Source organism: Terasakiispira papahanaumokuakeensis (assembly GCF_001709345.1).
Taxonomy (GTDB): Bacteria; Pseudomonadota; Gammaproteobacteria; order Pseudomonadales; family Halomonadaceae; genus Terasakiispira; species Terasakiispira papahanaumokuakeensis.
Genome location: NZ_MDTQ01000001.1, coordinates 2204951 through 2231284, shown reverse-complemented (window position 1 = coordinate 2231284; position 26334 = coordinate 2204951). Strand labels below are relative to the sequence as shown.

The following is a 26334-nucleotide window of genomic DNA, read 5'->3' as shown; positions in this document are numbered from 1 at the left end:
CGGACGCAACTGAAGAATGATCAGGAGAGCTTTATGAAAACGTTTTTTCATGATGATCAGCGTTTACATCATCCACAGATTTATTTTTCCCGTGGCAAAATGCGTACTCCGCAAGAGATCCCGACGCGTATTGATTGCTTGTTGGAGGGGGTCAAGCGTCTTAAGTTTGAACTGGTTTCTCCGCCTGATGCGGGAATGGCGGCGATTAATGCAGTCCATACCCAGCCGTATCTCCGTTTTTTTGAAAGTGCCCATCGGCGTTGGGCAGCCCTGGATGACTGGGGTGATGAAGTGATTTCCAATATTTTTGTGCGTTCACCGAATGCCCTTAAAGGCATTTTGGCTGAGGCTGCATTTTATTTAGCCGACGGGAGTGCACCGATTGGCGCTCAGACCTGGCAGGCGTCTTACTGGTCGGCACAAAGTGCAATCGCAGGTGCTGATGCATTGATGGATGGTGATCGTGAGGCTTATGTGTTGGCTCGGCCGCCTGGCCATCATGCCACTCGAGATACTGCTGGAGGCTTTTGCTTTTTAAATAATGCGGCGATCGCGGCTCAGCACTTGACCCAATGTTTTCCGAGAGTTGTGGTGTTGGATACCGATATGCACCATGGGCAAGGGGTGCAGAATATTTTTTATGACCGCAGTGATGTGCTCTATGTGTCTATTCATGGGGATACGACGAACTTCTACCCAGGTGTGAGTGGGTTTGAAGACGAACGTGGTGAAGGTGAGGGCCTGGGTTATAACCTGAACTTACCCATGCCGCATAGCTCCCCTGAATCGACTTTTTTTGAACGCTTGGATGAAGCTTTGAAAGCCATTGAGCTGTTTGATGCGGATGTTGTGGTATTGGCCTTGGGCTTTGATATCTATGAAAAGGATCCTCAAAGTCAGGTGGCTGTCACAACAGAAGGCCTGGGACGCTTGGGTGAACAAGTCGCGGCGCTTGATTTACCGACCTTAGTCGTGCAGGAAGGCGGTTACTATTTAGAAGGTTTAGCCGATAACTTGGTGAGCTTCTTTACGGGGTTTGAGCGAGGTCGTGGGAATTAAGACACGTAATATAGGCTAGGGGCGTAAGGGCATAAAAAGAAAGCGTTGAATAGGCGTTTGAGTTCCGAATACTGGAAATTAAATACTGATGAACTTAAATACATAAGAAAGGGGCCTTGATTCATCAAGGCCCCTTTTGATCTATCGGGTGTGATGATGAGCGTTAAATGCTCAGCTCATCATCAGCAGCCAGGCATTACATCATGCCCATACCGCCCATTCCACCCATGCCGCCCATATCAGCACCACCAGCACCTTTATCTTCCTCAGGATGCTCAGCCACCATGCACTCGGTGGTGATCATCAGGGCGCCAACAGAGGCTGCAGACTGCAGTGCAGTACGTGTGACCTTAGCGGGATCCAGTACACCCATTTCAACTAGGTCGCCGTATTCACCCGTCTGAGCGTTATAGCCGAAGTTACCTTCACCATCTTTGATCTTGTTTACGATCACAGAGGCTTCTTCACCGGCATTGGTGACGATCTGACGCAGAGGAGCTTCCATTGCGCGCAGTGCGATAGTAATACCGTGATTTTGATCTTCGTTTTCGCCTCTCAGCTCACCCAACATCGTCAGGACACGGATCAAAGCAGTACCACCGCCAGGCACAACGCCTTCTTCTACGGCTGCACGTGTTGAGTGCAGTGCATCTTCAACGCGGGCTTTTTTCTCTTTCATTTCAACTTCGGTAGCTGCACCGACTCGGATCACAGCAACACCACCGGCCAGTTTAGCCAGACGCTCTTGCAGTTTTTCACGGTCATAATCAGAAGAAGTATCTTCCATTTGAGCGCGGATCTGCTTAACGCGGGCTTCGATATCAGCTTCGCTACCTGAGCCATCAATGATGGTAGTGCTTTCTTTCGTCAGCACAACACGTTTGGCTGTACCCAGGTGATCCAGTGTCGCTTGCTCTAGGGTCAGACCCACTTCTTCAGAAATCACGGTACCCTGAGTCAGGATGGCGATGTCTTGCATCATGGCTTTACGACGATCACCGAAGCCAGGTGCTTTAGCCGCAGCCACTTTGACAATACCGCGCATGCTGTTGACAACCAACGTCGCCAGGGCTTCGCCTTCGATGTCTTCAGCAATGATCAGCAGCGGTTTGCTGCTTTTAGCAACGGCTTCCAGAGTCGGCAGCAGCTCACGGATGTTGGAGATCTTCTTGTCAACTAACAGGATGTAGGGGTCTTCCAGTTCGGCAGACATATTATCCTGGTTAGTAACGAAGTACGGAGACAGGTAGCCGCGATCAAATTGCATGCCTTCAACGACTTCCAGCTCATCTTCAAAGCCACGGCCTTCATCAACGGTGATGACGCCTTCTTTGCCGACTTTTTCCATCGCCTCAGCAATAATTTCACCAATGCGCTTATCGCCATTAGCGGAAATTGTGCCGACCTGAGCGATAGATTTACTGTCGGTGCAGGGCTTGGACAGTGCTTTAACTTTTGCGACGGCTGCGACAACTGCTTGATCAATCCCACGTTTGAGATCCATCGGGTTCATGCCCGCAGTGACACCTTTAACGCCTTCGTTAACGATGGCTTGAGCCAGAACTGTGGCGGTTGTCGTACCGTCACCGGCGGCGTCAGAAGTCTTGGAAGCTACTTCCTTAACCATCTGCGCGCCCATGTTTTCGAACTTGTCTTGCAGTTCGATTTCTTTGGCGACAGAAACACCGTCTTTAGTGACTGTCGGCGCACCGAAAGATTTTTCTAGTACAACGTTACGGCCTTTCGGGCCCAGAGTTGTTTTAACGGCGTCGGCCAGAGTATTCACACCGGCGACCATGCGTTTGCGAGCAGAATCACCGAAACGTACGTCTTTAGCTGCCATGTTCGTTTCCTGTCTTAACAATTAATGCAAAATGAAGATTGGAATCACAAAGTGTGAGAAAGGCGTTGGATATTAGCCTTCCAGCACACCGAAGATTTCGTTTTCGGTCATGATTAGCAGCTCTTCCCCGTCAACTTTGACGGTATTGCCTGCAAAGCTACCAAATACCACTTTGTCACCCGTCTTAACCGACAGGGGGCGCAGTTGGCCATCGACGTAGCGGCCTTCACCCACTGCGATAACTTCACCCTGCTGCGGTTTCTCTTGCGCATTGCCCGGTAGGACGATGCCGCCCGGAGTGGTGGTTTCTTCTTCCATACGACGAACGACAACGCGATCGTGCAGAGGACGGATCTTCATCGCTGCATCTCTCCCAGTTTGGTCTTCAGTACTCGTATCTTCAGTACTATGTTGATGAGCAAGTCATTGACCTGCCACTTTTTATTAACAGTCTCACAGTCATCTGTGAAACTTTGCCAGTAAGAAGGCAGCGCTATGCACTGCCCTCTGAAATCAAGTTAGGCTGATTAGGCCCAGTGACAGAGTGATAAGGGCACTGTGATATTTTTCAAGGGGTTATTCATCATCTTTTCGCTCATATTCACCTTCGATGACATTACCCCGGCCCGCACCCTTTTCGTTTGAGTCTCGCCAACCTGTTTGGGTGTTCTGGTAATTGGGGGAGTTCTCACGTTTTTTCAAGGGGCCTGTCAGTAATTTTCGTGTTAAAGGCAGTAAGAGTGCTAACCCCAAAAAGTCAGTAATAAAGCCGGGCATAAGTAGTAATACCCCGGATAAACCAACAGTGGCACTTTCCAACAAGAGCGCTAAGGGTAGGCGACCCGCCTGCATTTGCCCCTGCATAGCTTCAGCTAGCTTGCGCCACTCGCGTTGGACCAGCAGCAAACCTAGCACTGCCGTCGCAATCAACAGCAGTACCGTATTAAAAGAACCAATTAAGGTGCCGACTTTGATGAGTAGCCAGATCTCAGCAAACGCCCACACCAATAAAATCAACAAAGGCATACAAGTCTCCTTTCGAGGTCTTCACCAACATGGAGGCTCCTGGTAAGGAGTTCAAGACACGGAACGCCTAAAACTTGACAGATTCTCTTGGCGCTCGCGTTTTCTCATTTATGTTTAGGTTGATCTGCGCTATATTGCACTGCACAAATCGATGTTTCCTTCCAATCATAATCGGAAGTCGACCTAACCTGGTTGCGACATCGGATTTCTGGAATCAAGGGTTTCTTGAACCTCAAGAGTGTCTTGAACCAGAGGTTTCTTGAATCGAGGGTTTCTGAAATCAACGGGTGTTGCAATATCGACAAGACGAGGTGCTCTGATGGAACTACGTGATGCAGTGATTGCAATAACCGGGGCTGGCCAAGGGCTTGGGCGCGCGATGGCGCTGGAGCTGGGTGGACATGGTGCTCGTTTGGCGCTTATTGATCTTAATGAAGATAAGCTTCAAGAAACCTTGAACCTACTGAAGGAGCAGGGAGCGGAAGGTCACTATTATTTAGCTAATGTGTCCCAAGAAGCTGAAGTTGAGTCTACTTTTGATCAGATTGTAGAAGATTTTGGTCAGCTAGATGGCTTGGTGAATAACGCGGGTATTACACGCGACGGCCTTTTGGTGAAGGCTAAAAATGGCCAAGTCGAGAAGAAAATGTCGTTATCGCATTGGCAGCAAGTGATCGATGTGAACCTGACCGGTGTCTTCTTATGTGGGCGTGAAGCTGCCGCGAAAATGGCTGCGGCGGGTAAAGGCGGCGTCATTATTAATATTTCTTCGATCTCGCGTGCTGGTAACATGGGGCAAACGAATTATTCTGCGGCCAAGTCCGGTGTTGTGGCGATGGCGGTCGCCTGGGCTAAAGAGCTGGCTCGCTACGGCATTCGAACGGGTGCCGTTGCCCCCGGTTTTATTGAAACCGATATGACGGCCGCGATGCCTGATGAAGTTTTGGATAAGATTTGTGCTGGCATTCCATTGCGACATATGGGGCAGCCGACGCATATTGCGCAATCTGTGCGATTTATCATTGAAAATGATTATTTCACCGGGCGCGTCATTGAGTGTGACGGTGGCCTGAGAATTTAATGAGTTCCACTCAAAACACCCGGCTAAAATGCCGGGTGTTTTTTATCATCACTAAGTGATGATCTGAATATTTATTTTATAGCGTGATATAGGGTCGCATGCGTTCCAGCAAGGCCGGCCCAATGCCAGGGACTTGTTGTAACGTCTCTAGGCTTGTGAAAGCACCTTGGCCCTCACGGTAGCGCACAATGGCTTCAGCCTTGGCCGGGCCAATCCCTTTGATCTGTTGCAGTTGTTCCAATGTGGCTTGATTGAGGCTAATCAATGCCTCGGTAGAGGGCTGTGTGAGAGAGGGCTGTGTGACTGGTGTTGATGGATCGGCCACTTCTGCTGCTTGTGCTGGCGCGATGAGTATGAATAAAACCAACGCTGTACTGACGCTCGTTAACAAGGTTTTGGTGAATTGAGCAAAGCGGTGGTGTTGTGTTTTGAAAAAGCAATGTCGTCCTGACATAACGATCCCTTCCATTCTATTCAATTTAAAAACACGCTTTTTGACGACAATTCGTTAAAATAACGATGTCGTGATCCTATTATTCGGGGATTGAATGCCTTTGAGGAAGTACTCTTGAGATACTTTTTGTGGGAATCTGTGCAGGTAACGTAATCCTATGATATTGATCGTAGGGTGACTTATGTTCACTCCCTGTATCTGAAGAATTACCTGTATTGGGGTTCGTGCAGCGACATGTCAGTTACACTTATTGGGTCTCTTTTGAATAGGAGTTCGGTGTGTCCCCAGTCATTGTTGCATTAGATTTTCCTTCCTGCAGTGAGGCTTTGGCCTTGGCTGAGCAACTTGATCCTACTTTGTGTCGGGTGAAAGTGGGCAAAGAGCTGTTTACTCGCAGTGGGCCGCAGATTTTGAAGGACCTTCATCGCCTGGGGCTAGACGTTTTTCTTGATTTAAAATTTCACGATATTCCAAATACGTGTGCACAAGCGGTGTTGGCTGCGGCAGACCAAGGGGTCTGGATGGTGAACGTGCATGCCAGTGGTGGTCGCCGCATGATGGAAGCCGCTCGTGAGCGCTTACAGCAGCACCGTTTAAATACACGATTAATTGCTGTCACGGTATTAACCAGTATGGAGCAAGCTGACTTGGCTGAAGTGGGGTTGGATATTCCACCTCAAGAACAAGTGAAGCGGTTGGCCATGCTGACACAGGAATGTGGCTTGGATGGTGTGGTGTGTTCGGCTCAGGAAGCCTCCATGCTGACAGATTTACTTGGGGCTGAGTTTCTCAAGGTGACGCCTGGTATTCGTCCTGCTCAATCGGTCGCCGATGATCAGCGACGGGTGATGACGCCGACAATGGCGATGACGGCAGGGAGTACGCACTTGGTGATGGGACGGCCCATTACGCGTGCTGACAACCCCCAACAGGCGCTTGAGCAAGTGATTGCTGAGCTCCAAGTGGCGTAGAGCACTAAAGGTGGTGTGAGGTGAATTTTGAATGGGCTCATCCTTTTTGGGCTTGATGGCTCGCAAGTGTCCATTTTATTCACCTTCTACCCCGGTGATCGGACGAACCGTTCCCCAGTGACGACATTTAGGGCATTGCCAGAACATCTGCTTACTTTGGAATCCGCATTCTGTGCACTGATGTTCTGGTCGACCTGATAACAGTTGCTGGGTCAAGTGACGCAGTGTCAGTAAATGAGCTCGTTCCTCACCTCGGCTTTGTTGCATATAAAGCTCAATCAGATGATCGACCCCCTTGAGGGAGACATGGTGACGCATTTGATTCGCTAATTCTTCCGTGGCTTGAGATAAGTGACCGGTTTGGCTGAGGCGATCTGCAATCATCAGGGCAACAGAAGCATAAGGTGTTTTGTGCAACAGCTGTCGTAGGTGATTCAGTAATGCTTCGGGTTGCTCCATTAGATCATAGGCATCGCGTAATGGCGGCAACATCAAAGGCACCATGCCAGGATCTTGTTCGGGTATGCGCTGAAGTATCCTTAAAGCTGCTCGTGGGCTACCACTTTGTAGTTCCAGCTGGCTCATTAAAAGCGTGGCGCGAACACATTGTGGGTCATAGGCATTGGCTTGTTTGAGTTGTTTTCTTGCCTGTGCAAATTCTTGTTGACGCATCAGCTCACTACCCAGCTCACAACAATAATGGGCGGCAACCCGTCTTAAGTGCGGATTATTTTTGAGCATGCTTGGAGATAGGGTGGCTAAGGCTCTTTGCCACTCGCGTTCACGCTCATAAAGGCCCATCAGCAGTTCGCGACTGTCCGTTGTGTGTGGACCGTTTTGTTCAATTAATTCGCGGAGTAAGCGTTCGGCGCGATCGAGTAACCCGGCGGCCATAAAATCTCGTGCCAGCTCTAGTTGAACTCGACGGGATTGTTCTGCCGAGAGTGCCGGGCGAGCAAAGAGGTTTTGATGGACTCGGACAGCTTTATCTGATTCACCACGAGTTCGAAATAAGTTGCCAAGTGCGATATGGGTATCAACGGTTTCTGAGTTGACCTCAAGTGCACGCACGAAGGTTTCTATCGCTTCGTCTGGCTGTTCATTCAGCAGGTAATTTAAACCAATAAAATAATCGCGACTGAGCTCGCTGCCAGGCACGGCTGGAAGCTGGCGCAAACGTTCTCTGCGACCGAGCCACCAGCCTAATGCCAGGGCAATCAGCAGCAGTCCGTACAGCATTACGTCCATTCGTTTCGTCTAGCCTGAGGTGTCTTTGAGGAAGTGGCTTTTTTGAGTGGTTGAATGATCTTTAAAGGCTGTCGAGTCTTTGAGGTTCAACGTTCTCAATTGATGAAGTTCTTCATGCTGACGCTTTTGAGCACGTTCAATTTTATGCGATCGCTTTTTCAGCCTTGCGATCCAAGGTAGCATCAAAATAGCGCCTAACAAGGTCCCCAGCAGCAACATGACAATCAGTAGCAATGCCAAACTTATAGGGGGTAATTGAAAGGCAATCAGATCCAGTGACACACTTTGTGGGTTTCGAATAGAAAACCAAAGACCTGCTACTAGCACTAGGCTCAGTAGCAGCAGTGTGAATAATGATTTTAATGTTCGCATGAGACAAAAGGCCATTAACCGACAAGGGTTATGCGATAGTAGCGGATTGAACCGGCGCTTGTCAGGTGCTCTTACTCATCATCTTTGCTGACATTGACCTGCTCTCTTAGCTCTTTCCCGGGTTTAAAGTGTGGCACAAACTTACCATCCAGTGATACCGGATCACCCGTTTTGGGGTTGCGGCCTTGGCGAGCCTCTCTGTAGTGAAGGGAAAAACTACCAAACCCACGGATTTCCACTCGGCCTTTTTCTGAGAGTGTGTCTGTAATCTGTTCCAGTATCAGCTTTACGGCGGCCTCGACTTGCTTGGCACTTAGTTCGGGCTGCTTCATTGCAATCTGTTCGATGAGTTCCGACTTGGTCATGCCCTGGCTCCACGACTTGAATCAAACGGGCCTATATTGGCCTATGGCTTGGTGGCACACTACGTCAAACTGCATCTTAAGGAGTAACGTGCCTGCTGGCTTTCAAGTAACTGTTTCAAGGAATGCTGGTCAAACTTATACTGACTTTCCTGAATACACAATAATTCGCCATTAAACAAGCGGTTAGTGTAAAAATTTCGTGACTTTAACAATGCTTTACGATGACCTTATGGTCTGAGTCATATACCGGTTTCCCTTCCTGTCGTTATACTAGGCATCATTTATGCCATGATGGCGCTATAATGGTAACCCTCATATGTGGATAAAGCCTCTTTCATATCAAAAGGTTAGAGGTTTTAGGTGTTTAAGATCAAGGTGAGGTGTGACATTTCGCTCCCTTGGCACTGAACGTAATTGACATTGAACGTAAGGCCAGACTCAACATGACAACAGAACAAGCACAGGATCCACAGCGTAAACGACTTTATTGGCATAGCCGCCGGGGTATGTGGGAATTGGATTTGCTGTTGGTGCCTTTTCTACGTGATCGCTATGACGGTCTTTCAGAAGAAGATCAGGGGCTCTATCGCGATCTTTTGGAAGAGGAGGACCAGGATTTATTTTCTTGGCTCATGCGCCGCAACCTGCCCGATGAGCCCGGTCGGCGCCGTATTTTACTGATGATTATTGAACATGCTGAAGGCGGCTCTTTGGATCAGTATAAAGGCCTCTAAGCAGGCTCGTCAGGCTTATGCTCTCGCCTTATTGGCGGGGCTGCTGGGAAGTGCCTATTTGGCTTGCCAGCTGGACATCACTTTAGGCTTTGTCTGTGGTGCTGTTTGGGGTCTTCTGTTGACTGTTGATCATTTGGGGCTTGGTGCCCAGAAGCAGTGGGTTGCATTGCACTGTGCGGTTGATGGTGAGTGGCATCTATGGCTCGTGAATGGTCAGCGTGTGCGTGTTAAGCGCGTGTGTTGGCGTGGTCCTGTCTGGTTGGGGCTCAATTTGAGCCGCTCTGGTGCTGGTTTCAGTCAGCGTACAGTGTTGATTTGGCCTGATATGATCGCGCCTGCAGAGCGTGCGGCATTATGCCGTTTGATGACTCAGGGTCAGCCCAACTGATCCTGAGTCATCAAAGGCGCGGTCGCTTGTGTCGGGTGGGGACTACCAGCGGGCTGGAGTTAATATGGTATCCCGGGCCTCGGGTGCTGTCTCTGGGTAGTCCAGAATGTAATGGAGTCCTCGGCTTTCTTGGCGAAGCTGCGCTGAACGAATAATGAGTTCTGCAACAGTGGCGAGATTGCGTAATTCAATCAAGTCTCCGCTGACTTTATAGTTGCTGTAGTACTCTTGTATTTCTCGCTGCAATAAGTCAATTCGGTGCTGTGCCCGTTCCAGGCGTTTTTGGGTGCGGACGATGCCCACGTAATCCCACATGAATCGCCTGATCTCGTCCCAGTTATGGCTGATCACAATATCTTCATCAGAGTTGGTGACTTGGCTCTCATCCCAATCTGGCAGTGTGGGTACTGGAAGTGTTGCTAGGCGTTGACTGCGAATATTGGCGGCAGCTGCGCGACCATACACGATACATTCCAATAGGGAGTTGCTGGCCATGCGGTTGGCGCCATGGAGTCCAGTAAACGCACATTCTCCGATAGCATAAAGACCGTGAATATCCGTTTGCGCTGTTTCTCCATCGACCATGATACCGCCACAGGTATAGTGAGCTGCGGGCACGATCGGAATAGCTTCTTGAGTGATATCAATGCCGTATTTTAGGCAGCGTTCATGGATGGTGGGGAAGTGTTGCTTGATAAAATCCGCCGGCTTATGGCTGATGTCGAGGAAAAGATGGTCACAGCCCAGGCGTTTCATTTCATGGTCGATTGCGCGTGCCACTATATCGCGTGGTGCCAGCTCTGCACGGTCATCAAAGCGATGCATAAAGCGTTGGCCATTAGGCAATGTTAAATAAGCCCCTTCACCACGCAGTGCTTCACTGATTAAGAAAGTTTTAGCTTTGGAGTGGAATAAGCAAGTGGGGTGGAACTGGTTGAACTCCAGATTAGCCACCCGGCAACCTGCGCGCCAGGCCATTGCAATGCCATCACCAGAGCTGCCATCAGGATTCGATGTGTAAAGATAGACCTTGCTGGCGCCTCCTGTGGCGAGAACCACTTGAGGGGCGCCGAACACTTCAATATGACCATCTTCGACATTTAAGACGTAAGCTCCTACGCAGGCCTGTTCTGCCAGTCGGAGCTTATGGCGGGTGATGAGGTCAATCGCCATTCTGGATTCAAAAATATCGATATTGGGGTGCTTGCGGACTTTATCGGTTAATGTGGTGGCAACCGCCAAACCTGTCGCATCATCGGCATGAATGATCCTTCGGTGGCTATGTCCGCCCTCACGCGTGAGGTGGTAGGGTAGCCGTTCTTGTGTTTGAGCTTCATCGTTCGGAGTAAACGGCACCCCTTGCTCGATCAGCCATTCAATGCTTTCGCGACTATTTTTGACCACAAACTCTGTGGTGTCTTCATGGCAAAGACCTGCGCCTGTGACTAGCGTATCAGCAACATGGGCGGCAACCGTGTCCTGATCGTCCAGTACTGCGGCTATGCCACCTTGGGCCCAACGTGTCGAGCCTTCTCCTAACTTGCCCTTGCAGAGTAGGGCGATGCGTCCTGTTTCTGCTAGTTCCAAGGCGACGGTCATACCCGCTGCGCCGCCGCCAATAACCAGAACATCATGTTGAAAGTGTTGGCTCATGGGATTCCTGCCGTTGGCCTATGATTTATGCTGTGTTACCGATTCTATTCCGCTGTTGGCTTTCTGACAAAACTATCTCCAATGCGTGGCGCTACTCTTATGTCATGGCGCCAGAATATGAATCTTTAATATGGCGAATATTGTTGTTGGCAACACGACCATTTAACACAAAAGCGTTGTTTCAAACGGAGAGGCCGGAATCAGTTTGCTATCAGGTGGGAACTTTATTGATCTTGATGTGTCTATGCACGCCTGATTGGTCATGCACATTTGTGGGTCATGCTCTCGACTATTGGACATGCCTTTATTGATTGTTTTTCGTGTGTTACTGGGGGGCGATACACCACGATGGCGCTGTCGTATGATGTGAATGCTGGATAAAAAAGAGCCACTGTCAAAGTGTCATGATCTTCCTATGACATGGTAATCTATCATCAGAAATCATGTGGCCACTTCGGGAAACGACCCACAAGAGGTTGTGACACCTGGTAAACCACGCCAACCCCATGCGGAACCCCGCATGTTGACGGGAGTCCCAGATGACGACTGCGAAGGAGACCGACCAACGCCTGGTCGAACGTGTCCAGCAGGGAGATAAACGTGCTTTTGATTTGCTGGTGAAAAAATACCAGCACAAAATCATTGCATTGATCAGCCGCTACATACAGGACCACTCTGAGGTGCAAGATGTAGCGCAAGAAGCGTTTATTAAGGCGTATCGAGCACTTCCGCGCTTCCGGGCAGAAAGTGCTTTTTATACTTGGATGTATCGTATTGCGATTAATACGGCAAAAAATCACTTGGTGGCACGCGGCCGGCGTCCGCCAGGGTCAGATATTGATGTGGATGATGCCGAAAACTATAGCTACGCCCTGGCGATGAAAGATGGTGATACACCTGAAGCTAACTTGATGCGTGATGAGCTGGAGTCAGCCATTTATAACGTGATTGAACAGCTGCCTGATGACTTACGAACAGCCATTAGTTTGCGAGAATTCGATGGTATGAGTTATGAGGATATTGCTCAGGTGATGGATTGTCCGGTGGGGACTGTGCGCTCGCGTATTTTTAGGGCGCGAGAAGCGATCGATAAGGTAGTGATGCCCGCGATGTCTGAGCAATCAGCGGTGATAGAAGATTAAGTGAAATGCGAAATGCCTTGATGATGTTTTGGCTTTTGTTCTTGAGCAAAATCATTAAAAAATACAGGGCTATCATAAAACCATTTCTCAGTAGGGCTGTCATATCAGTGATGCCAGAGGATATCTGGAGTTTCGGATAGGGCGGGCAGAAGTCGAATTTGAGCGAGCAGTGTTTTCTTGGGTCACGATTTCTCGTGATAAGAAAGCCTAAGTGTGAGAGGTCAGGGGTATGTCAGAGCAAGTGCGTCAGTCACTGTCAAGTTTGATGGATGATGAGGCCGATGATCTGGATTTGCCACGTTTGATGCGTGCGGTTGAAGCATCGCCAGAAGTGGCGCAAACATGGCGACGTTATCATCTGGCGCAAGCCGTATTGCGTCGAGAGACGTCTTCTATTGATTGGGGTTGTGATATTTCTGCTGGTGTCATGGCGGCATTAGAAGACGAAGACACTTATGGCCAATCTGCAGCCCTCTCTGAGGCGGCTAAGCGCAGTGCTGCTCGGCACCCTGAGTGGCGACAGTGGATGCGTAGTGGGGCTTTGGCCGCCTCCGTTGCGGTTGCTGTTGTCAGTGGTGTGCAGCTTTATAATGCTTTTCCGGGTGAAGAGAATGTTGGCGACGGTGTCGCTGCAGTGGTACCGTCCACGGCAGGCCGGCGTACTGCTGATATTCAGCCCGTATCTGAGTCTATCGCAGTGCCTTCCCCGGCGATGTCTTTGAGCTCTCGCTATAGTTCGCCAGTAGCAGCTTATCCTGCCGCTGTGTCGTCGGGGAATATTTTACGCGTGAGCCAGCCTGCTCAAACACCGATGCAACCCTTGGTCAATCAAGGGTTACTGAATCCGTACCTGTTGCATCACGCTGAAATGTCTGCTGTCGGTACGCGTCAGGGATTATTGCCATTGTTACGGGTTTCTAGCCTGCATCAAACTTCTGCATTGGAGCGTTAATCTATGGGCCGCCATGGGCAGGGCAGGTCTTTTCGCTTTGTGTATCATGCGCTCATGCTGATGACCTCATGTGTGGCGGCTGGAGTGAGTGGCGGAGTATTTGCTGATACGACTCAATCTTCAGCTTTAGCCGCTTCTTCTGAATCTATTGCGGCAGTGCCTGACTGGTTGTCGCAATCGGCGGCTTCAACACGTCGTTATGAGTTAGAAGGTGTTTTGGTTTATCAGCGGGGAACTGTCGTTGAAACTGTCCAAGTTTCTCATCGTCAATCACATGATGGCTGGCATGATGCGCTTGATTTTTTAAGCGGGCGTCCTCGAGGTTGGCGTATTGCGGATGAGGCTCATGTTTCTGGCCTGGTGGAAGGTGAACCCTTGCCAGCGTTGGACTTGGATCGGCAATTGGCTGCGGGGTTACGTCAAACTGCGATTCGTCAATGGCAAGATGACTACCGTGTCATGCCGATCAATGATCGGCGTATTGCCGGCCGCTTGACTCGTTGTGTGTCGATTCAGCCGCTAGATACCTGGCGCTGGGGACGCGAAATGTGTGCGGATCGTGAGACTGGAGTCATTCTTCGCAAAGCGATTACGGACTCTCTGCAACACGCTTTAGAATCTTATGAATTTGCTGAAGTGACGATGACCGCCGCGGCTAATCGAGACCGACACCCGCCTGTCGAGCCTTTGCAGTCTTCAGGACCATCAAGTGCGCCTGGTGGGTCATCAAGTGAATCGTTAACCACTCATCGAACGACTAAACGAGTGTTGCCTGAGTCATTGCATGGTCATTTTGGTTGGCTGCCTGATGGGTTTTATCTACAACATCTGGAGCCTGTTCAGCTGGATGCCCGGCGGCGTGCGTTGCGTGCATTTTACTCGGATGGTTTAGGGGCTTTTAGTGTCTTTTTTGAACCCGCACGTCAAGCGCCTTTAATTAAGGGCGTGCATCAGGTTGGGGCGAGCGTGGCCTTGGTGCGTACTATTGTGAATGCCGATGGTGCTTTAGCGATGACCTTGGTCGGTGAATTGCCGGCAACGAGTGCTCATCGTATTTTGCAAAGTTGGGAGGCTGGTCGTGAAGCGCCCCACGAGTCGGCTCAGCCTTGAGGTTGGTGGTCCTTGATATTGATCGATGCGATTATCCCATCATGACAGACGGTTGATGATGTGGATCGTGTAGGGAGGGCATGATGGACGGGACCTTATGGCAGCGTGCGGAAGTCGTTCGTATGAGTGGCGATACCGTTTGGGTTAAGCCTTGCTTGGCAACAGGATGCGCACAGTGCCAGTTGTCGAGTACCTGTGGGCAGGGTGTTTTAGCCCGTTGGGCTGGTCGACAGCGTGCTGAAATTGCGTTAGTGCGAAATGAATCTGTTGATCATCTTCTCTTTGATCAACTCATGCCTGGGGATATGGTCGAGCTGGGTGTGTCCGGCAGTCACTTTGTGCAAGCTTCTGCGTTGCAGTTTGTGTTGCCATTGCTGAGTATGGTGTTCTTTGCAATGCTTGCAGAGTATTGTGGTGCGGCAGATTCTCTTGTTGCCTTATTGGCTTTTGTTGGACTGGCTGTGGCTTTGTGGATGATTTCTTGGTGGCGTCGACCGGTCCTGAAGTCTCCCTATATCCATCGTGTTTTCCCTCGTGCCCATTAAGGGGCATTGTCCTGTGTCTCCCCATAAGTGACTTTTGTGTTTCTGCTTTCTGCTTTCTGCTTTCTGCTTTCTGCTTTAAGCGCTTTCTAGCGAGTCTTTTTCTCCCTCTCCTTCTTTCTTCTCCTGCTTTTGTCGTATTGATGGCTTTTTTGAGCCTCGAATGTTTTTGGCTGCTTAACGTAAAGAGAAGACATGGCTGCACGTTTGTCTCTTGTATGGCGATTAAAAGTATTCGTGACGCCCTCAATCGCTATTGCGATTGAAATCAACTGTGAGACTGAACCAACTTGTTTTTTTATGCTCGAATATCCTGTCTGTGACTTGCGTCGGTTTTGAAGTCGGTTTTATAAAAAGCCGGTTTCAAAAATGTATGTGAATCCGTGACAGAACGTGAGCCTAAACTTTAGCCTTCTCGGCTGCAGAAATGACATATTCGAACATGAGTAGGAGTCCTTCATGTTGATTAAAAAGCAACGCTGGTCTTTATGGTTAGCGGCTATTGCACTGTGCTTTAGCGCACTGACGGCTCAGGCTCGTGAACTGCCTGACTTCACTGGCTTGGTGAAAGAAGCTTCGCCAGCCGTCGTCAATATCAGTACCACGAAAACCGTTGAACGTGGCCGCCAAATGACCCCTTTTGCAGGGCCAAATGGCGAAGTCCCCGATATTTTTAGGCACTTTTTTGGCGATGTTCCAGGTCAGCGTGGAGGCGGGACGGCTGAGCGTAAGTCGCTCGGTTCTGGTTTTATTATCAGTCATGATGGCTACATTTTGACGAATAATCATGTCGTGGATGGCGCTGATGAGATTGTGGTTCGGCTGAATGATCGACGTGAAGTCGAGGCCAAACTGGTGGGTAGTGATCCGCTGACAGATGTGGCGCTTTTGAAGATTGATGAAGATGACCTTCCCGTCGTTGAATTGGGTGACTCTGATGACATGCAAGTCGGTGAATGGGTCCTGGCCATTGGTTCTCCCTTTGGTTTTGATCATAGTGTGACCGCCGGGATTGTGAGTGCCATTGGTCGCGCTTTACCCAATGAAACTTATGTGCCTTTTATCCAGACGGATGTTGCTATTAATCCGGGTAACTCGGGCGGTCCTTTGTTTAATCTCGATGGAAAAGTTGTCGGGATTAACTCTCAGATTTATACGCGTTCCGGTGGCTTTATGGGGCTGTCATTTGCCATCCCCATCAATGTAGCTATGCGTGTTGCTGATCAAATTAAAGATAGCGGCAGTGTCACCCGCGGTTGGTTGGGGGTTGTGATTCAGCAGGTTGATCGAGATCTAGCCGATTCATTTGGGTTGGATCGCCCTCGCGGTGCATTGATTGCGAATGTGGATCCTGATGGCCCTGCAGGTGACGCGGGTATTAAATCCGGTGATGTTGTTTTATCCGTTAATGGTCATGAGATTAATCAAGCCTCTGATTTGCCGCCTACGATTGGACGTTTAGCGCCGGGTGATGATGCTGAAATTACATTGATGCGTAACCGTGAGGAGAAAACGGTCACGGTAGAAATTGGGCAGCGTCCTTCTCAACGAGATTTGGCCAGTGCGAACCCTCAGCATCATGGCAAGGCCGGACGGTTAGGCATTCAAGTGGCAGCGTTGCCTGCTGAAATGCGTGCGCGTTGGGAGCTTGATGGTGGTGTGTTAATTGCGGGGGTTAGCCCAGACGGCGCTGCGGCCAAGGCGGGTCTGCGTCGAGGTGATGTGATTGTGATGTTGGCTGGAAAAGAAGTGAGCAGTGTTGATGACTTAACCAATATCGTTGATCACTTGCCTCATGACGAGTCTCAGCCGATGCGTATCATTCGTAAGGGAAACCCTTTGTTTGTCGCCGTGCACTTTTAGAGCAGCGGAATCACCGTATCTCGATTGAAGGTGGTGTGACGCTGATGTGATTGACAACAACCCCGCTTTGACGCGGGGTTGTTGTCAAATGGGGAGGTTTAAATGGTGGTTTGAGAGATTTAGCTTAAGCGTAATGACCATTAAGAGGGCGAGCAATCATTTACGGGCTATCACCTAGAGGTGGCACCCTGTACAATGCGTGCATTCAACTGTTTTTTCTGGCTCGAGAGACTGAATGTCAGCTTCGAGCGCTTACCTGACAGCGAGCTTTGACTGAATGAGTTCTAGCGTAACGTCCTCAGAATTAAGCAAGATTCGAAACTTCTCCATCATCGCACATATTGATCATGGCAAATCGACTCTGTCAGACCGGTTGATTCAGGTTTGTGGGGGGTTGACTGATCGTGAAATGAAAGAGCAAGTGCTCGACTCTATGGATCTCGAGCGTGAGCGCGGTATTACCATCAAGGCGCAAAGTGTCACCCTCAACTATACCGCGGCCGATGGTGAGACTTATCAGCTGAACTTTATTGATACGCCTGGACACGTTGATTTCTCTTATGAAGTTTCTCGCTCCTTAGCGGCTTGTGAGGGCGCTCTGCTCGTTGTTGATGCAGGGCAAGGTGTTGAGGCTCAGTCAGTCGCTAACTGCTATACCGCGATTGAACAAGGGCTAGAGGTGGTACCCGTTCTGAATAAAATGGACTTGCCTCAAGCCGATCCTGAAACGGTTATCCAGCAGATTGAAGAGATTATTGGGATTGAAGCTCAAGATGCCGTCAAGGTTTCCGCGAAGAGTGGCTTGGGTATTGATGCCCTGCTTGAGGAGCTAGTCAATAAAATTCCTTCGCCTGAAGGTCGGCGTGATGATCCTTTGCAAGCACTGATTGTGGATTCCTGGTTTGATAACTACCAAGGGGTGGTGTCACTCGTCCGCATTCGTAATGGTGTGCTGAAAAAGGGTGATAAGGTGGTCATGAAGTCCACCGGAAAAACCTGGGAACTTACTGAAATTGGTATTTTTAACCCCAAGCAGCATGCGACGGGGATGTTGCGGGCTGGTGAAGTGGGTTATGTGATTGCGGGCATCAAGGATATTCATGGTGCGCCTGTTGGCGATACCATCGTACATGCCAAAGGTGCCGAAGCCGTGCCCCAGTTGCCAGGCTTTCAGAAGGTCAAGCCTCAGGTTTATGCGGGCTTGTTCCCAGTCAGCTCGGATGATTTTGAAGATTTTCGTGAGGCCTTGGATAAGCTCTCATTGAATGATTCCTCATTGTTTTTTGAGCCTGAAAGCTCCGAAGCGCTTGGGTTTGGCTTCCGTTGTGGTTTCTTGGGGATGCTCCATATGGAGATTATCCAAGAGCGGCTTGAGCGTGAGTATGATCTGGATTTGATCACCACTGCGCCGACCGTTGTTTATGAGGTCCTCATGCGTAATGGGGAAACCTTGTATGTCGATAATCCGACGAGCTTGCCTGATCCTGGTGGTATTGATGAGATGCGTGAGCCTATCGCGCGTTGTACGATTCTTGTCCCCCAAGACATGGTGGGGCCTGTGATCAGCTTATGCGTTGATAAGCGAGGGATTCAGCGAGATATGCAGTATCTCGGCCAGCAGGTACAGATCATTTATGATATGCCGATGGCCGAAGTGGTGCTGGACTTGTTTGACCGTTTGAAATCCGTCTCACGTGGTTTTGCATCTTTAGAATATAGCTTTGATCGTTTTGAACCTGCCAATCTGGCACGCCTGGATATTCTGATTAATGGCGATAAAGTGGATGCGCTAGCGTTGATTGTGCACCGAGATACTGCGCCTTTCCGGGGTCGTGCTTTAGTTGAGAAAATGCGTGAATTGATCCCACGACAGATGTTTGATGTGGCCATTCAGGCCGCATTGGGTGGCCAGATCATTGCACGCTCAACGGTGAAAGCCCTGCGTAAGAATGTAACTGCCAAGTGTTATGGCGGTGATGCGTCACGTAAAAAGAAACTGCTCGAGAAGCAAAAAGCGGGCAAAAAACGAATGAAACAGCTGGGTAAAGTTGAAGTGCCTCAGGATGCTTTCCTGGCTGTTCTGAAAGTGGACAACTAAAGCATGGATCTGGATTTTTCCCTGTTACTGGTGATTGCCACCGGGGTGACTGGTGTCGTCTGGGCTCTGGATAAGTTTTGGCTGAGAAAGCGCCGTCAGCAACGTGTTCCTAGCCCCGCACCTGGGGCTATTGTTGAATATGGCAACTCTTTTTTCCCCGTTTTGTTATTTGTATTGGTCTTGCGCTCATTTGTGTTTGAGCCTTTCCAGATTCCTTCGGGCTCCATGTTACCGACACTAAAAATTGGCGACTTTATTTTAGTGAATAAGTTTACCTACGGTTTGCGTTTACCGGTGGGTAATCAGAAAATTATCGACTTAGGTGAGCCTGAGCGCGGCGATGTCATGGTGTTTCGTTTCCCGCTGAACCCGAGTATCAATTATATTAAGCGCGTGATTGGTGTTCCTGGGGATCAAATTAGCTATATGGGAAAACAGTTGGTGGTCAACGGCCAGCCTGTCGATAAACAACTGCTGATGCGCTCGCCGACCGAAGCACCTGGGGAAACGTTGTATCAAGAGACGCTGCCAAAAGCTGTTCACCAAGTGTACAACACGTCAGGTCCAACCTTGAATCTTAAAGAAATTACAGTACCTGATGGCTATTATATGGTCATGGGCGACAATCGTGATCACAGTAACGATAGTCGATTCTGGTGTCGGCACCAGCCTATGCCGGAGATTGGATGTATTCCCGTTGAAGGACGTTTCTTTGCTAATGGCGTTCCTCTGGTCATTGGGTTTGTACCCGAGCAGAACATTGTGGGGCAGGCTGTCGCTGTTTGGATGCACTGGCCAAAATTGACTAGTTTGCCCAGCTTTAGTGATGTTCGCTTGATTCATTAATTAATGGCCATTACCCCCTCCAGGGTAAGGCTTTACTCACTTGTCCGGCGCTTTTGATAAGCGTTGTTGACCAATAAGTTTTGACCGTGAAAACACGATATAACGAATTAATACGTCAGTTAGGTTATACCTTTAATGATCCCGAGCTGCTGCAGTTAGCATTGACTCACCGCAGTTATGGCAATCGGAATAATGAGCGCCTCGAGTTTTTGGGTGATTCAATTGTGAACTTTGTGATCGCTGAGGATCTTTTTAAACGCTTTCCTCAAGCGCGCGAAGGACAGCTTTCTCGATTGCGTGCGCGTATGGTGAAAGGCGTCACCTTAGCGGAGTTGGCCCGTGAGTTTGAAGTGGGTCAGTATTTGCGTCTAGGCAGTGGTGAACTGAAAAGTGGTGGCTTCCGTCGAGAGTCCATTTTAGCCGATGCGATGGAGGCGATTATTGGCGCCATGTATCTTGATAGCTCAATGGATCACGTACGTGCCCGTATTTTGTCTTGGTTTGAAGCTCGCTTGAATCAACTCTCATTGAGCGATACCCAAAAAGACCCTAAAACCCGGTTACAAGAATTTTTGCAATCTCGCCATCAACCCTTACCGCGTTATGATGTGATTTCGGTTGAAGGTGAGGCCCATGCTCAAACGTTTACTGTGGAGTGTGTGGTCGATATGCTAGATTTTCGACCCCTTGGGGTGGGTTCAAGCCGTCGTTTGGCTGAGCAACAATCCGCTGAAAAAGCACTCCATGCCCTGGAGCAAACATGAGCGAGCATGGCGTTATGAGTGGACATGATGTGATGAACGGGAATGATCAGGTCAGCCGTTGCGGATATGTGGCCATTGTTGGGCGGCCTAATGTGGGCAAATCGACGCTCTTGAATCGTATTTTAGGGCAAAAAATCAGTATTACGTCCAAAAAGCCACAAACGACCCGTCACCAGGTTTTGGGTATTCATACCGAAGGCGCGACCCAAGCGATTTATGTGGATACTCCGGGTATTCACTTGGCGCAAGGGGATCGCAATAAGGCGATTAACCGCTACATGAATGATGCGGCCACCAGTGCACTGCGGGATGTGGATCTGGTGGTTTTTATTGTGGATCGAACCAAGTGGACAGAAGAAGATGAGCTGGTTTTTCAGCGAATCGAGCATCTGAAAGTACCGGTGATTCTTGCGCTGAATAAAGTGGACTGGCTGGACGATAAGGCTGAGCTTTTACCTTTTATTCAGAAGTTGGCCGCACGCCGAGATTTTGCTGAAGTGATTCCGATTTCAGCCATTCAAGGGGATCAGGTCTCCGTTCTGGAGCAGGCGGTCGCCCAACGTTTGCCTGAGAGTATCCATTACTTTCCTGACGATCAAGTGACTGACCGTTCCCAACGTTTTCTTGCCGCAGAGTTGGTGCGGGAAAAGATTATGCGTTCGCTTGGCAATGAGCTGCCATATCAAACAACCGTTGAGATTGAGCAGTTTAAATATCAAGGAAAGACGCTCCATATTCATGCCCTGATTTTGGTCGAGCGGGAAGGTCAAAAGAAAATCATCATTGGCGAAAAAGGCGAACGGATACGCCAAATCGGCCGTGATGCGCGTGTGGATATGCAAGACGCCTTTGAGAGCAAAGTGATGCTGAATCTCTGGGTAAAAGTTAAACGTGGTTGGTCTGATGATGACCGAGCGTTAAAAAGCCTGGGGTTTGACGACTTGGGGTAATCACCCTGTTGAGGCACTGTGATGGTTGATGAGCCACTGCAGCCTGCTTTTTTGCTGCATGCCAGGCCCTATCGGGACACCAGTGCCATAGGCCATTTTTTAACACTTTCCGATGGAAGGGTTGATGCGCTCGTGCGAGGAGTGCGTGGCCGAAGAAGTCGTCATCGTGCTTTTTTACAGCCATTTACGCCTTTGCTGTTGGGTTGGCGTGGTCGGGGTGAACTCAAAACAGCACAGCGTTTTGAGCACGCCGGTACGCCCGTTTGGCTATCCGGAGAGGCCTTGGCCTGTGGTTGGTATGCCAATGAATTGTTGGTTCGATTGTTAAAACCTTTCTTGTCAGAAGCCCTCCTGTTTCGTGAATATGCCCTCCTGCTGCCTTTGTTAATGGATGTTGAGCAGCGGGAGCCTGCCTTACGTCGATTTGAATTAACTTTATTGGCCACCTTGGGTGTCGTGCCGATGCCTGATGACTTTGTTCAATATGATCCTGAATCCGATTATCTGTGGCAGGAGGGGCTGGGTTTTACGCCAATGATGCCGCACACCGCTTTCTCCCAGGAGCTTGTATGGCCCCATGTGAATGGACGTCTTCTGTATCATATTGGGCGGGATGACTGGCGGGATCCGCAGATAAGGCGTGAAGCGAAACAGTTGACACGACAGTTGCTGACCCCGTTACTGGGCAATAAGCCTTTGCAGAGTCGCCAGCTGTTGCAGGGTTTGTTTAAGCGTACAGGTCGTCATCCAATGAATGAGGAGATATCAAGTGAGTGAGTCCTTGCTTTTAGGCGTTAATATTGACCATATCGCGACCCTGCGACAGGCTCGGGGCACGCGTTATCCTGATCCCGTTCAGGCGGCTTTAGTGGCAGAAGAAGCGGGGGCTGATGGGATTACGCTGCACTTGAGAGAAGATCGTCGGCATATTCAAGATCGTGATGTTGAGCTGTTGGCTCAGGTATTACAGACACGTATGAACCTGGAAATGGCAGTGACTGATGAAATGCTGACCATTGCTGAACAGGTCCGACCTGCTCATTGCTGTCTGGTACCTGAGCGTCGTGAGGAGTTAACGACGGAAGGCGGCTTGGATGTTGCGGGACAGATGCCTCGAATGAAAGAGGCGTGCGAACGCTTGGCCAAGGCTGGTATCGATGTCTCATTGTTTATTGACCCCGACCCTCGCCAGATCCAAGCAGCCGCTGAAGTCGGTGCTCCCACTATTGAGCTGCATACTGGACGGTATGCCGATGCTGCTGATTCAAAAGAGCAAGCTGCGGAATTGACCCGAGTGATTGAGGGCGTTGCGCTGGGGACTGGTGCTGGTTTGGTGGTCAACGCAGGGCATGGGCTTAATTATCACAATGTCGAGCCTATTGCTCGAATCTTGGGGCTGCATGAATTGAATATTGGACATGCTTTGATTGCTCGGGCGGCCATGACGGGCCTATCTGAAGCGGTAAGTGAAATGAAGCGTGTGATGCGAGAAGCGCGTTTACATGCCCTCATGATGGCGCCTTGAGTTGTTGATGGCGTTTTTAATGACGGTGAAACGTTGGTTGCAGCGGCATAGACTGATTGGTCTTGGGCGTCGACAACTCTTAGTGTTTGCCCTGGGATTCAGCTCGGGTCTCCCCCTGTTATTAACCGGTAGTGTGTTACAGACCTGGATGCGTCGAGAGGGCGTCGATCTCACCAGTATTGGTCTGGTGGCACTGGTGGGTTTGCCTTATTCCTTTAAGTTTCTCTGGGCACCATTATTAGATTCGGTTCGTCCACCTTTTTGGGGGCGACGAAGAGGTTGGCTATTGCTGTTCCAGTTGGCGTTGATGGGGGCTATTGGGTTCCTGGGACAAGGGAATCCTGCCGCTCATGTCGAGCAGATGTTTTTGCTGGCGATTGTGGTGACTTTTTTTAGTGCAACCCAAGATATTCTGATTGATGCTTGGCGCCGTGAGATTTTGCTTGAGGAGGAGCAAGGCTTGGGCGCTGCCATGAATGTTAATGGTTATCGACTCGGGATGCTTGTGGCCTCTGGCGGTGGCTTAATTGTGGCAGGCGAGTATTCCTATGCGGTGGCCTATCAATTAATGGCGCTTTGCATGGTTGTGGGGATGATTGCCACTTGGTTATCCCCCGAGCCAGAAGTGATGTATGTGGCCCGTCGGCATGGGGTCGCTGCCATTTTTGTTGACCCTTTACGTGAGTTTTTTAATCGGATGGGATGGGCTGCCGTCTGGGTCTTGTTGTTTATCCTCATGTATAAAATTGGCGATGCCATGGCTGCCAATATGACCAATGCATTTTATGTGGATCAAGGATTCACCGATGTTGAAATTGGTAGCACGGTCAAGCTTTTTGGTTTGGGTGCCCTTCTCGCTGGTGCGCTGTTGGGTGGCGTCATCATGCTGCGGCTATCCCTGTGGACCGCGCTTTTTTACTTTGGTCTATTACAAATGCTGTCAACCCTTGGCTTTGCTTGGTTGTCGGTGATGGGGGATCAGTTGTGGGCATTAGCAGTCGTCATTGCCTTTGAGAACTTAGCGTCGGGTATGGGGACTGCCGCTTACTTAGCCTTTATGGCAAGATTGACTGATCGTCGCTTTACGGCAACGCAGTTTGCACTCTTGTCGAGTTTGATGAGCCTGCCCCGTGTTGTTTTTTCGGCCATGACCGGGTCTATGGTTGAACATTTAGGCTGGTGGGGCTTTTTCGTGGCGTGTACTGGGCTAGCGGTGCCGGGGTTGTTGTTGTTGTTTGTACTTAAACCATGTCTGGCACCCTTAGGGTTGTGGTCTAGGCCAGCGCATCATATAGATTAATTTGGGTATCAATCGATGTATCGATCAACATGCTCAATACTTGGCCTGAATGAGAGTGCCATGGCGAAGTTAATGACAATCAGTATTCACCGCACGAGTCCAGTCGCTGGGCTGCTGGAGCAGGAGTAGCCATGCGCTGGAATATTTTTCGACGCAAGCCTCAACATCGTGATCAGAAAGGAGGCGATGGCTCGCCTGGTGTTTCGCTCGCGCGTGAAGGTAATGAGCAGATTCAACGGCTGTCTGAGGCGGTTGAGAAAGAACCTTGGTCCATTAATTTCCTTCAGTTGATCTGGACAGCTGGACCGGTCACGGTGATCGGTCTCTATGGGGGCTACTATGTCGGTTATGGCAAAGCGCCGCCAGCTCAGACTTTAATTTATTTCACCAGTTTTACTGTGCTCTCGGGGGTCCTCGGTCTACTGGCGAAAGTGATTTATAACATGACCCGTGGCCAAGAGCGTGAGGATGCCGAAGAGAACTTTCGGGAGACCATCGATAAACTGGCTGATTTGATTCTAGGCGTTCGTGATCTGATTGTTGATTCTCAAGATGGCGAGGCTCGACAACGTGAAGCCGCATTGCAGTTGTTGCGTAAAGTTAACCTCTCGGCAGAGGGGGTGGCATTTGCCTGTCAAGAATTGACCGGTGATGCTGAGCTGGCCAGGCTTTTATCACGGATTGATACTTATCGTCGAGCGGGTCTCTATAGCCGAGTCAAAGATCTGGAAACCAGTTATCGTGAGCGGATTGAAACGGCGCTGGTGTATCTTCAAGAGTCATCACCTGAAGCCGCATCGGTACTCCGTGAACGTTTTCAAGGCAAGGCACCTCACCTTGAGCGCGGGGTGCCTCGTGATGAGCATTTTATTGAGCGTACGCTTGCTGCCATTGAAGAAGATAACGATCTGATTATGACGCTGCAGGATGTTGAAGAAATGCTCATCCTGGCGTTTGAAATGTTGTGTGGGCGTGAGATTCCGATGCTGACTTTCCATTACTCTGGTCGTTGGCGTTTAGCTAAGGCGTTAGATACCTTGGAGGATCGTCGTAGTCGTTATCGTATTGCACAAGCGCGTGGGAGTAACCGTATTAGAGCCCTTGCATCTTATTTGGTTGATCAGGATATTGCATCGACCGAGAGGTTGCCTTCTGGGCTGGCTGCCGAAACTTTGTGTGAGCGACTCGATGAAGTGCTTACTGAATTGGCTGCACGGGTGCATCATCTTGCTTCTCAGGTACGGCGAGGCTGGCTGCAGGAGCTGCCTGAGCTAAGACGCCTTTCTGATATCCTGGGGGCCTCAGCGAAGCTTTATAAATCTGCCCGAACGGCTTACCAGCAAGTAGGTAAAGCCCATGCTGCTTTGCTTGAAGCTTCTGAGGAATGGAATCGACTCAGTCAGGATCTTGCGATTGATTCATCGAGATTGCATTTAGGGCCGGGTCGACGAGGGCTGAGAATTATTGAGCGGGTGACGCGCCTGGATAATGAGCAGCGACTTGAAATCAGTGCTCAGCTGGCTCACTACATGCGGGGTGAACAGGTGGAACGCCGAGGTCGGCGTTTGTTTACTCGGCGTAATGGTTCTGTGCGTGCACTGACGATTGAAAGTGCTAAGCGTCTGGCGATTGAAATCGCTGTGGTCATGGAGCCTTATATTCATCTGAGTCGACCGATGGTTCAACGGGGGTTTGAATCAACGAATGCGACTTATCTAGGGGGGCTGGAGCCTGATATGAGTGCCTCTGAAAAAGTCGCTTTAGGCATGTCCATGGCTAAAGAAGTCGAGCAGGATTTGGGGCCGCCCGCCGAACACCTTGCCGTTGTCTTGGTTCGCCATTACCAAGTGGCGCTGAGCGAAGGGGCTCAAGAATTTTTGCATAGTACTTATGGTGCTCGGCGCAAAGTGCTTGAAGTGATTGGTAACTACTCACCGGGTGAAGCCCGGGCCGTCAGTTTCCTTAGCTTACGCCCACCTTTGGTACCTAAGCCTAGGCAGGAGTGGTACCGTGCCTTGGTGCGTGCCCGCCAGCAGCTGGGTTGATCT

26 protein-coding genes are annotated in these 26334 nt (G+C 49.9%); 18 read left to right on the top strand and 8 right to left on the bottom strand.

The features are described from left to right. Positions 1-33 precede the first annotated feature (33 nt). Complete coding sequence (locus BFW38_RS09760) at positions 34-1059, top strand: histone deacetylase family protein (RefSeq protein WP_068998301.1); 1026 nt, start codon at positions 34-36, stop codon at positions 1057-1059. Between the two features lie 196 nt (positions 1060-1255). Here the strand turns inward: BFW38_RS09760 and groL are convergent, their stop codons facing one another. The 3 genes from groL to BFW38_RS09745 form a co-directional block, all read right to left on the bottom strand. Next, positions 1256-2902: a chaperonin GroEL gene (gene groL / locus BFW38_RS09755; protein ID WP_068998299.1), complete on the bottom strand. Its 1647-nt coding sequence runs from the start codon at positions 2900-2902 to the stop codon at positions 1256-1258. Positions 2903-2974: 72 nt separating this feature from the next. Continuing rightward, positions 2975-3262, bottom strand: a complete 288-nt coding sequence (locus BFW38_RS09750; protein ID WP_068998297.1) for a co-chaperone GroES — start codon at positions 3260-3262, stop codon at positions 2975-2977. Positions 3263-3478: 216 nt separating this feature from the next. Beyond that, entirely contained in the window at positions 3479-3928 is a 450-nt protein-coding gene (locus tag BFW38_RS09745; protein WP_068998295.1) for an FxsA family protein, read from the bottom strand. 319 nt (positions 3929-4247) lie between these two features. Here BFW38_RS09745 and BFW38_RS09740 point away from each other — a divergent pair, with 319 nt between their 5' ends. Continuing rightward, positions 4248-5009, top strand: coding sequence for an SDR family oxidoreductase (locus BFW38_RS09740; protein WP_068998293.1), 762 nt, complete (start codon positions 4248-4250; stop codon positions 5007-5009). 76 nt (positions 5010-5085) lie between these two features. Here BFW38_RS09740 and BFW38_RS09735 read toward each other — a convergent pair whose 3' ends face one another. Continuing rightward, entirely contained in the window at positions 5086-5463 is a 378-nt protein-coding gene (locus BFW38_RS09735) for a ComEA family DNA-binding protein (protein ID WP_084004574.1), read from the bottom strand. A 278-nt stretch (positions 5464-5741) separates the two neighbouring features. Between BFW38_RS09735 and pyrF the strand changes: the two genes are divergently transcribed. Beyond that, positions 5742-6434 (top strand): orotidine-5'-phosphate decarboxylase, encoded by a 693-nt coding sequence (gene pyrF, locus BFW38_RS09730; protein WP_068998291.1) that lies wholly within the window; start codon positions 5742-5744, stop codon positions 6432-6434. A 75-nt stretch (positions 6435-6509) separates the two neighbouring features. Here the strand turns inward: pyrF and lapB are convergent, their stop codons facing one another. From lapB to BFW38_RS09715, 3 genes are all read right to left on the bottom strand, one after another. Next, positions 6510-7682, bottom strand: coding sequence for a lipopolysaccharide assembly protein LapB (gene lapB / locus BFW38_RS09725; RefSeq protein WP_068998289.1), 1173 nt, complete (start codon positions 7680-7682; stop codon positions 6510-6512). A gap of 9 nt (positions 7683-7691) precedes the next feature. After that, the gene (locus BFW38_RS09720; RefSeq protein ID WP_068998287.1) at positions 7692-8054 is read right to left on the bottom strand and encodes a lipopolysaccharide assembly protein LapA domain-containing protein; all 363 of its coding nucleotides are present in this window, start codon (positions 8052-8054) and stop codon (positions 7692-7694) included. A 71-nt stretch (positions 8055-8125) separates the two neighbouring features. After that, positions 8126-8419, bottom strand: a complete 294-nt coding sequence (locus BFW38_RS09715) for an integration host factor subunit beta (protein ID WP_068998285.1) — start codon at positions 8417-8419, stop codon at positions 8126-8128. A 443-nt stretch (positions 8420-8862) separates the two neighbouring features. Between BFW38_RS09715 and BFW38_RS09710 the strand changes: the two genes are divergently transcribed. Both BFW38_RS09710 and BFW38_RS09705 read left to right on the top strand, forming a co-directional pair. Then, a complete protein-coding gene (locus BFW38_RS09710) occupies positions 8863-9153 on the top strand; it encodes an FAD assembly factor SdhE (RefSeq protein WP_068998283.1) in 291 nt (96 codons plus the stop codon). Then, on the top strand, positions 9113-9541 hold the full coding sequence (locus BFW38_RS09705; RefSeq protein WP_068998281.1) for a hypothetical protein: 429 nt from the start codon (positions 9113-9115) through the stop codon (positions 9539-9541). The genes BFW38_RS09710 and BFW38_RS09705 overlap by 41 nt, the downstream gene beginning before the upstream one ends. Positions 9542-9583: 42 nt before the next feature. Here BFW38_RS09705 and nadB read toward each other — a convergent pair whose 3' ends face one another. Then, positions 9584-11194, bottom strand: a complete 1611-nt coding sequence (gene nadB, locus BFW38_RS09700) for an L-aspartate oxidase (RefSeq protein ID WP_068998279.1) — start codon at positions 11192-11194, stop codon at positions 9584-9586. Between the two features lie 539 nt (positions 11195-11733). Here nadB and rpoE point away from each other — a divergent pair. The 13 genes from rpoE to BFW38_RS09635 all read left to right on the top strand — a co-directional run bounded on the left by rpoE (position 11734) and on the right by BFW38_RS09635 (position 26331). Then, a complete protein-coding gene (gene rpoE, locus BFW38_RS09695) occupies positions 11734-12336 on the top strand; it encodes an RNA polymerase sigma factor RpoE (RefSeq protein ID WP_068998277.1) in 603 nt (200 codons plus the stop codon). A 229-nt stretch (positions 12337-12565) separates the two neighbouring features. Beyond that, entirely contained in the window at positions 12566-13288 is a 723-nt protein-coding gene (locus BFW38_RS09690; protein WP_068998275.1) for a sigma-E factor negative regulatory protein, read from the top strand. A gap of 54 nt (positions 13289-13342) precedes the next feature. Continuing rightward, on the top strand, positions 13343-14398 hold the full coding sequence (locus tag BFW38_RS09685; protein ID WP_175400961.1) for a MucB/RseB C-terminal domain-containing protein: 1056 nt from the start codon (positions 13343-13345) through the stop codon (positions 14396-14398). A gap of 80 nt (positions 14399-14478) precedes the next feature. Then, positions 14479-14943 carry a SoxR reducing system RseC family protein gene (locus BFW38_RS09680; RefSeq protein ID WP_084004572.1) on the top strand — a complete coding sequence of 155 codons (465 nt, stop codon included), beginning with the start codon at positions 14479-14481 and terminating at the stop codon, positions 14941-14943. A 456-nt stretch (positions 14944-15399) separates the two neighbouring features. Next, positions 15400-16803, top strand: a complete 1404-nt coding sequence (locus BFW38_RS09675) for a DegQ family serine endoprotease (protein WP_068998269.1) — start codon at positions 15400-15402, stop codon at positions 16801-16803. A 277-nt stretch (positions 16804-17080) separates the two neighbouring features. Beyond that, entirely contained in the window at positions 17081-18901 is a 1821-nt protein-coding gene (lepA, locus tag BFW38_RS09670) for a translation elongation factor 4 (protein WP_068998267.1), read from the top strand. Between the two features lie 9 nt (positions 18902-18910). Beyond that, a complete protein-coding gene (gene lepB, locus BFW38_RS09665; RefSeq protein ID WP_069000364.1) occupies positions 18911-19747 on the top strand; it encodes a signal peptidase I in 837 nt (278 codons plus the stop codon). Between the two features lie 86 nt (positions 19748-19833). After that, positions 19834-20511 (top strand): ribonuclease III, encoded by a 678-nt coding sequence (gene rnc / locus BFW38_RS09660; RefSeq protein WP_139116589.1) that lies wholly within the window; start codon positions 19834-19836, stop codon positions 20509-20511. Positions 20512-20543: 32 nt separating this feature from the next. Beyond that, complete coding sequence (era, locus tag BFW38_RS09655; RefSeq protein WP_069000363.1) at positions 20544-21461, top strand: GTPase Era; 918 nt, start codon at positions 20544-20546, stop codon at positions 21459-21461. A gap of 21 nt (positions 21462-21482) precedes the next feature. Beyond that, entirely contained in the window at positions 21483-22238 is a 756-nt protein-coding gene (recO, locus tag BFW38_RS09650) for a DNA repair protein RecO (RefSeq protein WP_068998263.1), read from the top strand. Further along, positions 22231-22986, top strand: a complete 756-nt coding sequence (gene pdxJ, locus BFW38_RS09645; protein WP_068998261.1) for a pyridoxine 5'-phosphate synthase — start codon at positions 22231-22233, stop codon at positions 22984-22986. Before recO ends, pdxJ begins: the two co-directional genes overlap by 8 nt. A gap of 7 nt (positions 22987-22993) precedes the next feature. Further along, complete coding sequence (locus BFW38_RS09640; protein ID WP_068998259.1) at positions 22994-24286, top strand: AmpG family muropeptide MFS transporter; 1293 nt, start codon at positions 22994-22996, stop codon at positions 24284-24286. Between the two features lie 131 nt (positions 24287-24417). Then, a complete protein-coding gene (locus BFW38_RS09635; protein WP_068998257.1) occupies positions 24418-26331 on the top strand; it encodes a hypothetical protein in 1914 nt (637 codons plus the stop codon). Positions 26332-26334 lie beyond the last annotated feature (3 nt).